The sequence below is a fragment of the Paraburkholderia kirstenboschensis genome, from assembly GCF_904848585.1.
Classification (GTDB): Bacteria; Pseudomonadota; Gammaproteobacteria; order Burkholderiales; family Burkholderiaceae; genus Paraburkholderia; species Paraburkholderia kirstenboschensis.
The window spans coordinates 1,385,824-1,400,437 of the sequence record NZ_CAJHCR010000001.1 but is presented as its reverse complement, the minus strand read 5'-3'; the positions used below and the strand labels follow the sequence as shown (position 1 = coordinate 1,400,437).

The 14,614-nt window shown below is 63.5% G+C and carries 10 protein-coding genes; 3 read left to right on the top strand and 7 right to left on the bottom strand.

Annotated features, from left to right (window positions below):
• Positions 1 to 15 precede the first annotated feature (15 nt).
• Complete coding sequence (locus tag JMY24_RS06310) at positions 16 to 2,217, bottom strand: NHL repeat-containing protein (RefSeq protein ID WP_201701537.1); 2,202 nt, start codon at positions 2,215 to 2,217, stop codon at positions 16 to 18.
• A 778-nt stretch (positions 2,218 to 2,995) separates the two neighbouring features.
• Between JMY24_RS06310 and JMY24_RS06305 the strand changes: the two genes are divergently transcribed.
• The 3 genes from JMY24_RS06305 to gmd are packed head-to-tail and all read left to right on the top strand — an operon-like array spanning position 2,996 to position 5,940.
• Positions 2,996 to 4,096: an acyltransferase family protein gene (locus JMY24_RS06305; protein ID WP_128595036.1), complete on the top strand. Its 1,101-nt coding sequence runs from the start codon at positions 2,996 to 2,998 to the stop codon at positions 4,094 to 4,096.
• Complete coding sequence (locus JMY24_RS06300; protein WP_128595035.1) at positions 4,093 to 4,857, top strand: SGNH/GDSL hydrolase family protein; 765 nt, start codon at positions 4,093 to 4,095, stop codon at positions 4,855 to 4,857. The genes JMY24_RS06305 and JMY24_RS06300 overlap by 4 nt, the downstream gene beginning before the upstream one ends.
• 39 nt (positions 4,858 to 4,896) lie before the next feature.
• A complete protein-coding gene (gene gmd, locus JMY24_RS06295) occupies positions 4,897 to 5,940 on the top strand; it encodes a GDP-mannose 4,6-dehydratase (protein WP_128595034.1) in 1,044 nt (347 codons plus the stop codon).
• A gap of 164 nt (positions 5,941 to 6,104) precedes the next feature.
• Here the strand turns inward: gmd and JMY24_RS06290 are convergent, their stop codons facing one another.
• The 6 genes from JMY24_RS06290 to JMY24_RS06265 form a co-directional block, all read right to left on the bottom strand.
• Positions 6,105 to 7,271: a glycosyltransferase family 4 protein gene (locus tag JMY24_RS06290; RefSeq protein ID WP_201701535.1), complete on the bottom strand. Its 1,167-nt coding sequence runs from the start codon at positions 7,269 to 7,271 to the stop codon at positions 6,105 to 6,107.
• A gap of 52 nt (positions 7,272 to 7,323) precedes the next feature.
• Positions 7,324 to 8,553: a glycosyltransferase family 4 protein gene (locus JMY24_RS06285; protein WP_128592320.1), complete on the bottom strand. Its 1,230-nt coding sequence runs from the start codon at positions 8,551 to 8,553 to the stop codon at positions 7,324 to 7,326.
• Positions 8,550 to 10,010 carry a glucose-6-phosphate isomerase gene (locus JMY24_RS06280; RefSeq protein ID WP_236597317.1) on the bottom strand — a complete coding sequence of 487 codons (1,461 nt, stop codon included), beginning with the start codon at positions 10,008 to 10,010 and terminating at the stop codon, positions 8,550 to 8,552. Before JMY24_RS06280 ends, JMY24_RS06285 begins: the two co-directional genes overlap by 4 nt.
• A gap of 63 nt (positions 10,011 to 10,073) precedes the next feature.
• Positions 10,074 to 11,258 carry a glycosyltransferase gene (locus JMY24_RS06275; protein WP_201701531.1) on the bottom strand — a complete coding sequence of 395 codons (1,185 nt, stop codon included), beginning with the start codon at positions 11,256 to 11,258 and terminating at the stop codon, positions 10,074 to 10,076.
• A 75-nt stretch (positions 11,259 to 11,333) separates the two neighbouring features.
• Positions 11,334 to 12,266 (bottom strand): glycosyltransferase family 2 protein, encoded by a 933-nt coding sequence (locus tag JMY24_RS06270; protein ID WP_201701595.1) that lies wholly within the window; start codon positions 12,264 to 12,266, stop codon positions 11,334 to 11,336.
• 56 nt (positions 12,267 to 12,322) lie between these two features.
• On the bottom strand, positions 12,323 to 14,521 hold the full coding sequence (locus JMY24_RS06265; protein ID WP_201701593.1) for a polysaccharide biosynthesis tyrosine autokinase: 2,199 nt from the start codon (positions 14,519 to 14,521) through the stop codon (positions 12,323 to 12,325).
• Positions 14,522 to 14,614: the final 93 nt, after the last annotated feature.

The window sequence follows — 14,614 nt, the reverse complement described above, 5'->3', positions numbered from 1 at the left end:
GTTGCCGACGAGTCGTCAAGGTTTCCAGCGGTACATCAGCACCTTGCCGCGTGCGTCTTCCTCGACGAATACCAGGTACTCGCCGTTGGCTCGCTTCGCCGCGCTGATGCCGTTGGGTACGTCGACCCAGCCGGACGCCCGACCCACTTCGGGGCCGGGCCGGATCACACCGAGTTCGCGGCCGCTGTCCTTGTCCCACACATGCACCGCGCCCACCGGTTCGACGCCGAAGATGTATTGCCGCTCGACCGTGAGGCCGATAATCGTCGCGATGGGCTTGCTCTGCGTTTGCCATGGCAGCGCGATTGAATAGCGTTGCACCGGCTTGCCGCTCGACCATTTGTCGTAGCGCACCAGCACGCGGCCCACTTCCTTCCAGAAGCCCCGATCGAACGGCGTGTCGGGCGTATAGCCGCTCACGTACATCGTGTCGGTGTCGGGTTCGTAGATCGCGCGATGCAGTTCCGTGAACGGTTGTGGCACCGGGTACTGCGTGAGGTCCGAATATGAATAGACGGGGTTGCCCTTGGCATCCAGACCGCCGAAGCGAAAGCGATAAATGCCCTTGGTGTCACGCGTGCGCCAGATGTCTCCCGCGGTGTCGACCCACCAGCCCCAACCGCCCGCGAGCTTCGTGCCGCTCGTGTTCGGGGCGAATTCGTCGGTATTGAATTTGCCGTCGCCGTTCGTGTCGCGCCAGATCCAGTCGCCGCCCGGCGGCGCGTTCGGCACCCTGGCGACCGCGCGCTCGCGGCCAGCGATAAAGCCGGACGGAATCGCCGTCTCGCCATCGCGTTGCGGATCGAAGCGATAGATCTTCAGATGGTCCGCATACATGTCGGTCAGGTACAGGAACGTGTGGCCCTTCAGCTTGCGGGCAATCGGCAAGCCGGGATACTGATCGGTGTGGAAGACCGGGTCGTCCGGATATTTGAAGCGGTTAGACAGGAATCCGACATATTTCCAGTCCTGCCCCGCGGGCTTCGAAAGATCGAGCTCGAAACGCTTGTTTCCGGTATACACACTGTCTGGCCGCGACGGATCGATCCACGCGCCATCGACGAAAAGCAGTCCCTGCACGAGCCAGTTCTGCTTGCCGTCAGGCGCGTAGCTTTCGAGCGTCGCGCCGAGGCCCGCGCCGATCGGCTCATAACGCGGGCCGATGCCGTTGGTCGATACATAGACGTTTCCGCTCGCATCCACGCCTACGCCTGTTAGTCCGTTGAAACGTTGCGGTCCCGGCCTTCCCGCGACGCCGCTAAAAATCCCGCCGCGCTCGCCCAGTGAGCCCGACTGCGCGTAACGGCCAGCGTTCTTGCTAAAGAACAGCACCTGCTGTCGCGGGCCGTTGTCGGCGATCAGAATGCGGCCTTTCGCGTCGGCGGCGATATCGACTGCCAGGGTATCGGCGGGCAGTTCGATGTTCTCTTCGATGCGCTTGCCGCCCGGCGTGTAGTGCTCGACATGCGGCGCGCGATCGTTGCGCGTACCGCTCAGCACCCACAGCGTGCCGTCCGGCGCAAGCGTGATCCGGCCAGGCTCGTGCACGCTCCACGCGGCCTTCTGCTGCATCGACTCGGCGTCGTACACCTCGATGCGGTCGCGCGCCGTATTGGCCGCATAGAGCGTGGTCTCGTTAGCCGCGAGTCCGCCGATTTCGGCGCTCGTGCCCGTCGGCACTTCGTTCATCATCAGGAAGCCGGCCGCGAGTTGCGCATGCGGATCAGCCGCTTTCGCCGCGGGCTGAAACGGCGCGGCACGCTTTGGATCGGCAATCTGCCGGCGCGAAATGCCGAACCACTGCTTGCCTTTTGCCGGCCACACGCCCTGCTCGACCAGCCGGCCTTTTTCGTTGCCGACCGCAATGGCGACAAAAGCGTACTTGCGATTGATCGCGATCGCGTTGCCGCCGCTGTTGCCCCAGCCATGCGTGCCGCCCGCGAAGCCGACCATCTTGCCGTTCTGATAGACGCTCGCCTCGGCGCCGCTTTCGTCCCACGGCGCATTCGTATAGACCTTGCCGTCGGGCGCGACGGCGATCGCCGTGATGTTGATCTGCGCCCACGTGCCGTCGCCGAAACCAAACGTGTTGCCGATCCATGACGTCTTCGCGTTCAACGCCGTTTCCGCCCGAGCCGTCAAACTGGCTGATGCAGCAGCCAGTCCGACGACGCACGCGAATACCGCGAGCCAGCTTTTGAACGTGAAACGGGGCAAGGTATGTCCTCCAGTCGATGCGAACCGATGCTTTGACAGAACTGTGATGCGGGTACGCGAATATGCGAGCGTGCTGACACGAGCGCCAATGCAAGCGCCATTGCAAGAGTTATGGCAAGCGCCATTCATGAACGCGCGCGGTTATCGGCACATAGCAAACTCAGTGAAAGATGACGGCGCAGCGCGAAGCTTGCTTTCCGGCACGGCGTCAGCACACGCGCCCTCCCGCTTCGGTCACGCAGGCGCGCCACGCTGCGATACGCCGCGTCGAACGAACGCGGTGCGCGGCGCACGCGCAGTCCTTGGCCGCCCAATCCGCAAGGTTCACATTACGCGTAAAAAACGCCGCGACGAAAATCGAAAATAATTCAAAAATATTCGCCGCTTTAAAACGATGCGAAAGAAATCATTTTAAAAATAGATTGAAAGAAAATATGGCCGTCCAAGGTGGCGAACGATCCATGCACGCACCGCTGTCGCTCATCTTTTTACCAAGCCACGCAGTGTGGATGGTCACTTCATCACGTTATTTGCAACCAGAGTGCACCCATCGTCATGAGCGCGACACAAGCATGGAAACGTCGCGCAAATGCATAACGAAACACCCTGTTTCAATCTGATTCATTTATCCATTTCATTCCCGTTTTTTCGCGATTTTCTTTTGCCTAGAATCAATTGCATCAACGTCGCGGCCGCAGCGGGCGCCACTGGCTTTCTGCCCTGCTCGCGGCTCCTCGCGGCTCCTCGCGGCTCTTCCGCTTCACACCATGGACGGTTCATGACTGCTAGCGCACTGCCCACAGCGCCTTCCCATTCACGCCGCATCGTGCAGCTCGACGGCTTGCGCGCGATCGCCGTGTTAGCGGTGTTCGCGCAGCACGCGTTGAAAGCGCCGCTGTGGATGGGCGTCGATCTGTTCTTTGTTCTCAGCGGCTTTTTGATTACCGGCATCCTGCTAGAACGCAAGGCGCGCGAGCAGTCGTACTTCGGCTACTTCTACGCACGCCGTGCACGGCGCATCCTGCCGCCCTATCTGCTGCTGATGGCGGTCTCCTCGATCCTGTTCGGCTTCGGCTGGGCGCAGCACTGGCAGTGGTACGCATTCTTCGCAACGAACATTGGCGACGCGCTGAATCAGAGCGGGCACGACAGCCTCAATGTGCTGTGGTCGCTTGCGGTTGAAGAGCAGTTCTATATCGTCTGGCCGTTCGTGATTCTGTTCGTGCCCGAACGTGCGCTCGCGTGGGTGGCCGCCGCGCTGGTCCTGCTCGTGCCGGTGCTTCGCGCAGTTGCCACGCCCTGGTTCGATTCGTTCTGGCCGATCTATTACCTCACGCCGTTTCGCATGGATCTGCTCGCGGCCGGCGCGCTGCTTGCCGTCGCCGTGCGGCGCGATCGTCACGCACTCGAACCGTTCAAGGGCGTCGCGGTGCTGGGCGTGATCGCTGCCCTCGCCGCGCTCGCCTGGCTGCATCTGCACTTTCCGCGGTTTCGCGCGGCCAATACGCCGCTGTCGAATGCGGGGCTTTACAGCATTTCGTTGGTGCTTTGCACGTCCGTCGTGGTCATCGCCCTGCAAAGCAAGGGCATCGTCAAACGGCTGCTGTGCAATCCGGTGCTCGTGTACATCGGTACGATCAGCTACACGATTTATCTGATTCATCTGAGCGTGCTCTATGCGCTGTGGCCCCTGCAAATGAACCGCTATGTGACCGCGGCGCTCGCGCTCGCTATCACGATCGCGTACGCGAGTCTCACGTGGTTCGGGTTTGAGAAGCGCCTGATCTTCGGTTCGCGCGGCAACTTGCATACGACAACCGTGGCCACCGGTGCGGGCGTGCCGAGCGCTGCGCCGCAAGTACCGCAAAGCCGCGCATGAGATGCCCCGCACGGCCCACGGCGGCCGCGATATTCGCGTCGCTTGCGGCACTGTCTCTGTCTGCGCCAGCCGGCATCGTTCAAGCCGCTCAAGTGCAGGTGCAAGCGCAGATTCAAGCGCAGACACAGGTGCTGATCGACGCATACGGCGATTCGACGACGCTCGGCATTTCATGCAGCGAAGGCCATTGCGCGCCTCAAGCGCAGAACGCCGTGGCTTATCTGCAGGACGAGTTGCAGACGCATCATGGCGACCGTGTGCGCGTGGCCAACTATGGAATGGGCGGCACGATGGCCACGCAATTGCTCGACGGCACGGGCAATCGGCGCGCCGGGCCTACCGCCGGTTTGCCATGGCGCGAACGGCTCGCGGCGTCGCCCGCGCGGATCGTGTTGATCAACTACGGCATCAACGAAGTGATGCAGAACCAGACGCCCGAGCAGTTCTACGCAGCGCAAACCGCGCTCGTCAAAACCGCTCGCGCGCTCGGCAAGGAGCCGGTGCTGGAGACGGCGAATCCGATGCCCGATAACCGGCTGAATGCGCGGCTTGCCTCGATGGTCGCGATGACGCGCCGTGTGGCCGCCGAACAGCAGGTGCCGCTCGTCGACCAGTTTGCGTACATCAGCAGTCTGCCGGACTGGAAGACGTTGATGTCCGACGGCGCGCATCCGAAGCCTGGGTTGTACAGGCTCAAGGCCGAGCAGGATTTTCAGGTCGTCGAACCGCTGGTGCGGCGGCTCCTGGATGGCACGCTCTGAGGTGCTCTTTTTTTCTTTTACCAATATTGAAGGCAAGCTATGAGCCAACCACGCAAAGCGATCATCACCGGTGTGTCCGGACAGGACGGCGCCTACCTGACCAAATTGCTGCTCGACAAGGGCTATCAGGTAACCGGCACCTATCGGCGTACGAGTTCCGTGAATTTCTGGCGCATGCGCGAGTTGGGCGTGCTCGATCATCCGAATCTGCGTCTCGTCGAACATGATCTGACCGACCTCGGCTCGACACTGCGCCTGCTCGAAGGCGCGCAGGCCGACGAGTTGTATAACCTCGCCGCACAGAGTTTCGTGGGCGTGTCGTTCGACCAGCCGGTGACGACCGCCGAGGTGACCGGCATCGGCGCGCTGAATCTGCTTGAGGGCATCCGCATTCTCAATCCGAAGATGCGCTACTACCAGGCGTCGACGTCGGAAATGTTCGGGCTCGTGCAGGCGGTGCCGCAACGCGAGGACACGCCCTTCTATCCGCGCAGCCCCTATGGCGTGGCGAAGCTGTTCGCGCATTGGTCGACGATCAACTATCGCGAGTCGTATGGTCTTTTCGCGAGCAGCGGCATTCTGTTCAATCACGAATCGCCGCTGCGCGGCCGCGAATTCGTGACGCGCAAGATCACCGACACGGTTGCCAAGATCAAGCTCGGCAAGCAGGACGTGCTGGAACTCGGCAATCTGGGCGCGAAACGCGACTGGGGTTTCGCGCTCGAATATGTGGAAGGCATGTGGCGCATGCTGCAAGCCGACGAGCCGGACACCTTCGTGCTTGCGACCGGCCGCACTGAAACGGTCCGCGACTTCGTGCGCATGGCGTTCGCGGCGGCGGATTATCAGATCGAGTGGTCAGGCAAGGAAGAGCGCGAAACGGGCATCGACGTGGCGACCGGCAAGACGCTCGTACGCGTGAATCCGAAGTTCTACCGGCCGGCCGAAGTGGACCTGCTGATCGGCTGCGCGGACAAGGCGCGCGAGAAACTCGGCTGGCAGGCGCAAACCACACTCGAACAACTGTGTCACATGATGGTTCATGCGGACATTGGGCGCAATCAGCATCACGAGACGTTTTAATCAGCGGCCGCGCACGCCCGCATCGCGATGATGCGGGCAACACCGCGGCGATGCAGTGGCGGCGGCACAAAAGTAAGCGTAAGAAAAAGGCGGCGGCTCCCTTGTACTGGAGCCGCCGCCTTTGTCATTTCCTTCCGCAAGTCTCAGCAAATCTCACTGCTCGATCAATGCACCCCGCCCGCGGCAATAGCCTCGCTATACACCGACGCGACCCGTTTCGCGATCACCGAGTTATCGAAGTTCTCGCGCGCATAGCGCCGGCACGCATCGGCATCGGGCAGCTTCAGCGAGCCGCTCAGCGCGCCGGCTAGTCCTGCCGCGATCGCCTTCGCGCCGGTCTCCGGCAGCACCAGATCGGGCGACAGCCCCGCGACGGCCTCGGGCAGGCCGCCAACCGGCGTCACCAGCACCGGCGTGCCAGACGCGAGCGACTCGACCGTGATGAGACCGAAGCCTTCGAGCGCGACTGTCGGCACCACGCTGATATTCGCCGCGCGATAAAGCGCCGCCAGATGCTGATCCGGCACGAAGCCGAGAAGCTTCACGTTGTCCTGCAAGCCGGCCTCGTCGATGCGCGATTGCAATTCGTCCGCGAGACGCCCCTTGCCCGCGATCAGAAGCAGCACATCAGGGTGGCTCGGCTTGAGCAGCTTGACCGCGTCGATCAGATCCTCGAGGCCCATGCGGCGCACGAGACGCCGCACCGCCAGCACGATCGGCCTGTCCTGCGGCAATTGCAGTTTCAGACGCGCCTCGGCGGGCGTGACCGGCAGATTGAATTGTTCGACGTCGACGCAGCCCGGCACCACGCGCACACGCTCCGGCGAGATGCGATAACGCGAAGTGAGAATCTTGCCGAACGCCTCGGACAACACGATGAGACGCGACGAGCGCGCATAGACCGATTGTTCGAGATAACGCTTAGCGCGCTGGCCGAGTGAATCCGCGCCTTCAACATGGCTCTCGTCGGCCCACGGTCCCTGAAAATGCGAGACCTGCGGAATGCCGCGCGTCACGTCGAGGCCCGGAAACGTATAGAGCGCGAAGTGCGACGAGATCACGTCGGGCCGCGACGTGCCGATTTCCTGGCGCAGCGCGCGGCGCGCGGCCATCAACCGCAAAGGTAGCGACTGGCCCGCGGAGCCGAAACCGTTGATCGCGCCGCCCGTGTCGGCGGCGACCTTCGGCGAGCCGGCCACGACGCCGCGCACGGCGACGCCCGCGCCCGGCAGCGCGCCGACGAGCGAGTAGTACATGCGGTCGAGGCCGCCCGCGCGTTCCGGGAACCAGTGCATCCCGATCTGCAGCGATTTGATTGAGCTTGTCGTCATTGTCGTTGCCTCTTTGTATCCGGTGAGTTGTGGTGGACGGTCGCGCGTCGCGTCATTCAACGCGCTTGTGTCCGGCCAGCGTGTTCAGCGTGAGCGCGTCGGTCTTCGCAACCACTGCCGCCTCGGCTTCTTTGCGCCGGCGATTCTTCTGCTGCCCTTCGATCTGCCGATACAGCGCGATATATTGCGCGGCCATGCGCGCCCAGCCGAAACCGGTCGCGAGTTCGTTGGCAGCCACGCCCATCTTGCGACGCGCGTCGTCATCGGCGGCGAGGCGTGCGACCGCTCCCGCAAGCGCCTTCGGATCGTCCGGATCGTCGAGCACGATTCCGCATTCCGGCGTGATGATCTCCGCGCCCCCCGCAGTGCGCGCGGTCACGACCGGCAGCCCGGCCGCCATCGCTTCGAGCAGCGACAGGCTCATTGCCTCGTAACGCGACGGAAACACGAACGCATCGACCGAATGCATCAACACCGGCATCTCTTTGACGAGCCCGAGAAAGTGCACGCGATGCGCGATGCCGAGCGCCTTCGCCTCGTCCGGATACGGACTGCCCGGCAGAAAACCCGCCACCGCGATATGCACGTGCTCGGGCAAATGCTTGAGTGCGGCGAGCACGGTGCCGAGGTTCTTGCGCGGAGTACGCAGATCGCCGACGAACAGCAGCAAGAATGCGTCTTGCGGTAAACCGAACTTCGCGCGATCGCCGGTGGCCGCGGCAAAGCCGCGCGTATCTACGCCGTTGTAGATCACGTCGACACGGTTATCGGGCGTGAGGCCGATCGCGCGGATTTCATCGGCGACCTTCTGCGACACCGCCGTGATGACCTTCGAGCGCCGGTAGGCCCAGCGCTCGAGCAACGCGTTGCAGCGCGTATACACCGACTGATACGCGGACCACGCGCCCTTCGTGAGACCGAACGGGTAGTACTTGCTGCCGAGCCACCCGCTATGCACGAAGTGCGACGTGTTGACGTCGGCAGGCATCCACGTGATAAAGCCGTTCACATGGAGCACGTCGTATTCGCGGCGATGCGAGCGCAGCCACATCGCGCTCTTGAATGCGAACACCTGCTGGCGTAGCAGATTGGTCGGCCACCAGCGGCCGATTTTCATCGGCACCCAGCGTACATTCGGATGAACGAGCAGATCGGGCGCCACGTGCGAGGCGATCAGCGTGACGCCGATATTCTCGTCGAGCGCCGCGCGCGCGATCTCGTGGTTGACGCGCCCCTGGCCGTCGTTATGGCGCACAACGTGCGTGACAATGGCGACTCTCAATCAGTGCCTCCGTGGAAAAGTTGCGTGCGGAATAACGTACCGGCGCGGTTGATTTTTTCGTAATGCACCGCGGAAAGAATTGAAAAAACGCTCATGAAAAGCAGCAGCCCGCCAGTGCCGACCAGCGAATTGGTGAACACCAGCATCGCGAAAGTCGCAAGGCACAGGCTCAGACAAGCGGACACGTACTTGTCGTTGCGCAGCTTGAACGACGCAAGCACGGCGCGCGTCAATAGCCAGACGATGCCGGACATGTAAAGCAGCGTGCCGGGCCAGCCGAGCACGAACGGGATGTTCATCACGCCGCTGTCGAAGTTGCCGTACTGGCCGAGCTGGCCGCCGTCGTTCGAGAGCTTGGTCGAGGTGCCGGTCGCACCCATGCCTTCGCCGGAGACATCCGTAAAGGCCGTTTTGGCGAAGGTTGCATAGAACTGGTTGCGGGCCGCGTAGCTCTGGTCGTCGTTCAGATTGACGATGGTCGACAAACGCGCCTGCATACGCTCGGCCACCGGACCGACGGCGAGGAGCGGCACGCACAGTCCCGCGAGCAACACCGCGCTCGCGACAATACGCACCCGCACCTTGTTGTTGGACTTGATCAGCTGGATCAGCAACGCGATGACCCAGCCGCCCCATGTGGAGCGCACGAGGCTTAAAGCAAACGAAAAGAAACCGAGCGCCGCGGCGACCCAGCGCACGCGATGCGTGGCCGCCATCACGTACACCATCGCGCCCATCATCGCGAACGCGAACGGCCCTGACGAATTCATCGTGCTGAATACGCGCACGCCCATCGGCACCGGGTCGCCTTGCGAGTTCATCTGCGAGCCGAGCATCCACAGTGCGTCCCACTGCGGCATGATGAAAAACTGGATCAGACCGTAGCCGCCCATCACGAGCATGCCCCAGATGAATGTGTTCACTATGGTGTCGCGGTACAGCGGATACTGGCGCGTGTTCGCCATGATGTGAAAGCCGATCAGAATCGGATACAGCCAGTTCGCGAGGTCGTAGGTGGCCGCGAGCGGACCGCTCGAAATCACGCCGACAAGATAGGCGTAGACGAGTCCGAGCAGGATCAGCAGCACCGGAAGGCCGCGCCGTTGTCCGAGCAGCCTGTAGTAGCGTACGAGCGATAACGCGCTGATCATCGTGACGGCGAGCGGCGCGACCTGGATCAGGCTCGTCGGCGTGAACGAGCCTTTGGACCAGTCGGCGAGACGGCGCACTTCCGGGCTCAGGAACCAGAGCCACCACATGAAGCCGATATAGCGCGCCGGGCTCTTGAAGTAGAGCCACAGGCCCGTCCCGATTGCGAGGACCGGAAACGCGAGCGTAAGCACCGTGCCTTGATGCGCGACGATCAGCACGGCCGTGACCAGCCACAGCATGGCCGCGGGCAGCCACTCGCGGCGTTTGCGCGACGCGGTGCGCGGCGCGCGTACGGTGCCGGGCATCCCAGGACCACCCGGCATGCCCGGTGTGGGCGGAAGGTCGGCTCGCGGAAGCGTCGACATCGCTTAGAGGCCCCCGCGCGGTTCTTGCGCGGCGCTGCGTTGACCACGAGCGCCCACCGCCTTGTCCGCGTCCGCAGAAGGCGCCACGCGGCCGCGTGCGGCGGCGCCGCGAGCGCGCAGCATCTCCTGCGTGATCCGCACATGCTGCATGGCGTAGTGCTGCGTGGTCAGATCGCGCGACAGCAAACCGGCAGCCGCTGCCTGCGCCTGGCGCAAGGCGTCTATCGGCGCGGCGGCGAGTCGGTCGACCGCATCGCGCAACGCAGGCGCATTGAACGGCGGAATGTACGCGGCCTCGGCCGCCGGAAAATAATCCTGCAAGGCGCCGACGTCGGTAGCGACCATCGGCTTGCCGACTGCCGCCGCCTCCAGCATCACGGTGATGCCCGACGCGTGCGTGTTCGGCCGCAACGGCACGACGATCACATCGGCCCAGTCATACAGTTCGCGCTGTTTTCTGATGCCCGAAAACAGCGCGATTTCGACGTTCGGCGCGCGCAGCGACGCGGGAATGCGGCGGCGCGTGGCGAGCTTCACCGTGTAGCGCGCGTCGTTGCCGAACGCCTTGATGAGCGTGTCCCAGTCGCGGTCGCGATCGTTGCCGATCGCGGCAATGCGGATCGGCGAATGCGGCTTCCATTCGGTCGGCGGCTTGACCGGAAAGTCGCGCGTGTTCAAACCGTAGAGCAGCGGCTTCGCGTCACGATTGAAATAGCGCTTGCATAACGCAGCGTTTTCGCTCGCGAGCGTGGTCAGCTGATCGGCGCGAGTCATCAGCTTGCGGTACAGCCACTTACGCACGATTCCATACGAAGGCCATTTGTCGAGCAGCCACACGCTTTGCGCGAGCAAAAGCGGCGAGGATTCCGCGCCGGCCTTACGCCCGCTCAGCAAAAGCATCAGCGCGGCCGACAGCCATTCCTGTTCCGTGTGCGTCCAGATCACATCCGAGCGCAACATTTCCGCGCGATTGCGCCATGTATGGATGAAGTCGAAGCCAAACGCTGCCTTCAGAGCGCGCCGAACAAGCCGCATCGGCTTGCCTTCGCGAGCGTCCTGCGAATAGGTGAGCGCAAAGGCGTCCGATTCGGCGTGGTGATACCCGTACAGACAACCGATGTTGTCGCCCGGTCGATAGAAACGCGGATCGGCGCCGTAAAACAGATGAACGTGGACCTTCGTACTCATGCAGACACTCCCTTTGCCGATGCTGTAGCGTGTGAGGCGCTGTGTGCTGCTCGCGCCCGTTGCATTCGCCGCCGCTCAGGCGGTGCGCGACAGCGCGCGCCGGGCTTCGTGCGCGCCGGTACGCACCGCGCGCCAGCGCGACAGCTTCAGGCGCGCCTGTTTCGACACGAGTGCTAGCGCCGCATGCGTGAGGCCCGGATAAACACGCGTGCCGACGAGCGTCCACCACCACCACGCGGTTTCGCGGCGCAACGGCGGCAACTGGTCGCGCAGGATCAGATGGAAATTGAACGCGGCATTGCGCAACGCGGCCATGGTTTGCGCATCGCGCCGGTCGTCGTCGAAACGTTCGGCGGGGAAATGATCGACCGCGACGCGCGGGTCGTACATCAGCTTCCAGCCGGCGTTCTTCACCGCGAGGCTGAACGCCATGTCGTTGTGAACCTGGGCGCCCGCGCCGCGCAGCCTTGCGTCAAAACGGATGTTGCGCACCGCGTCGCGCCGGTAGCTCATGTTGGCGCCCTTCAGAATGTCGACTTCGCGTGCGCTGCCCACGCCGAGATGATGGTTGCCGATGATCTTGCCGTGCGCCGTGACCTTGCCGACCAACGGCCGCTCGCCGTCCAGCACGCGGCCTTTTTCGTGCACCCAGTCGCGCCCGCCGAGCGCGCCGAGCCGAGCGTCGCTCTCAAACGCGGCTGCTATGCGTTGCACCCAGTCGGGATGAGGCGCGGCGTCGTCGTCGGTGATTGCGATCACGTCGCCGTTGGCGGCGTCGAGTCCGCGATTGAGCGCCGCGACCTGGCCAGGCGCTTCGACCAGCGCTACCGAGAGCGGCAGCATGCCCGGCACCGCCGGATCGCGCAGACACATATGGGTCGCCTCGTCGTCGGCGCGCGCCACCACCACGACTTCATCGGGCGCGCGCGACTGCCGTTGCAGCGCCGCGAGGCAGCGCGCGAGGTCGGCCGGGCGGCGGTAAGTCGGAACTAGTACCGTCACTTTCATTGCGATGTCCTTATTGCGATGTCCTTTGTTATTCATCGTCGTGTGCTCCTGCCCGATCAGGTGCTCAGATATTCCTGGACCGCCGCATAGCTGCGGTCGTAGCCGCCGCGAGCCCGCGCCGGCATGCCGTTGAAGATGCCGCCCTGCACGTGCACGCCGGCTGCGCGCAGACGCTTCAACGCGTCGGTGATCTCGCCCTCGCTATGCATGCCCGAACGCATCACGAAGAAGGTCGAACCCGCATACGCGCCGATGATCGACGCATCGGTCACCGCGAGCACCGGCGGCGTGTCGATCAGGATCACGTCGTAGCGTTTCGCAAGACCGTCGAGGTATTGCGGCAGACGCGGCGACATCAGCAGCTCGGACGGATTGGGTGGACGGCGCCCGCACGAAATGAAACTCAGGTTCTCGATCTCCGACGCGCGGATTGCCTCCTCCAGCGAGATCTGGCCGCTCAGCAGTTCCGACAGGCCGTTTTCCTGCGTGCCGCCGAGGAAGCGTTCGAGCACGCCGCGGCGCATGTCGCCGTCGATCATCAGCACGCGCTTGCCCGAATGCGCGAGCAGCACCGCCAGGTTGACCGTGAGGAAGCTCTTGCCGACGCCTGCCATCGGGCCCGTGAGCATGACGATGCGGTTCTTCGCGTCCATCATCGTGAACTGCATCGACGTGCGCAGGCTGCGCAAGCTCTCGACTGTGACGTCCTTGGGACGCGCATTCGCGAGCACCGAGCGCAGACGTTCGCCGCCGCGCTGGAAGCCGTTTTCGAGCAGCGTCTGCTCCGCGCTCATGGGCACGAGCCCGAACACCGGCAGATGGAACGCGCGCTCGATGTGCTCCGGGTCGTCGATGCCCTTGAACATATTGCGGCGCAGGAACACGAAGCCGGTGCCCGCAATCAGCCCGAGGATCGTGGCCGCCGACAGGATCAGCGCCTTCTTCGGCTTGACCGGTGCGCCGGGGCGCAGCGCGGCGTCGACGATATGCACGTTGCCGCCCGTGCCGGCCTTCTGCACCGAAAGCTCCTGCACGCGATTGAGCAGCAGCACGTAGATGTCTTCCGCCACCTTCGCGTCGCGCTGCAACTGCACGGCCTTCACTTCGGTGGCCGGCAGATCGCGGAAGCGGTCCGCGTATTTGGTGCGCTGCGCCTGCAACTCGGCCATCTGCTCGCGCGCGGCCTTGAGCATCGGATGGTCGTCGCCGTAACGCTCGGTGAGTTGCGCCATCTGCAGACGCAAGCCGGCGATCTGCTGCTCGTACTGCACGCTGCCTTCGAGGTACACCTTCGCCTCGTCGCTCGCATTGATCGAGCCGGACTGGCGCTGATACGCGGTCAGCGCGGCCTCGGCGCGTTCCAGGTCCGACTTCAGGCGGGGCTCCTCGCTCTTCAGGAAGTCGAGCATCTTGCTCGCGTCGGCCTGTTTGTTCGAAATATGCTGACGCACGTATGACTGCGCGAGCGCATTGGCGACGAGTGCGGCATGCTCGGGGTTCTTGTCCTCCAGTGAAATCTGGATCACGCCGGTTTGCTTGCCCTGCTCCTGCACGTTGATTGCCGACTGGAACGCGCTGATCGCGTCGAGATCGTTCGCGCGGACCACCGTGAATTCCTCGCCCGGACGCGCGACCAGTTTGTTCACCAGCATCGTCACGCCGCCGCCCTGCGCCTGCTGCCCGACTTGTCCGCGCAGCAGCAGCGCGCCGTTTTCCGCATGCAGTTCGTAACGGCCGCCGTCGAGCGCCTTCATGGTGAGCTTCTGGCCTTCGAGTGCGGGCAGCACGTCGATCGACTCGATGTCGGCCACTTCACCGCCCCACGCATACGACGTCAGGCCGAGCCAAGGCCGCGCCGGCGCGCCGGGCGTCGCCATGCGGGCGGCAATGCTGCCGAGAAGCGGCAGCGTCTTCGGCGTGACGCTGAAGTTCAGCTTCATCTGCTCGACCACAGGACCGACGACGCCGCGGCTTTTGATGATTTCGATCTCGGCGTCTGTCGGCAGCGAGGTCGAGCCGCTCGTGATCGCGGCGCCGGTCTGCGTCTGCGTGAGCGCCTGCGACGTGTTGTCGGCCTGCTCGACGCGCACGTGCGCATCGGCTGAATAGATCGGCTTGGCGAGCACACAGTACGCGCCGGCAATCGCGACGACCGCCGCGGCGATTGCGATCAGCCACCAGATGTCGTCGAGGATCACTTGCAACAGTTGCCCGAGAACGACGTCCTCTTCTTCGGTCCTGAGCGGACCGGTGATGTGTGGAGAGATTTGATTGCTCACGATTCGATCCCGTATCGGTTGCTTTTGCGGTTGCGTGCGTGCATCTGCTTCGGCGTTTGCTTATCTGTT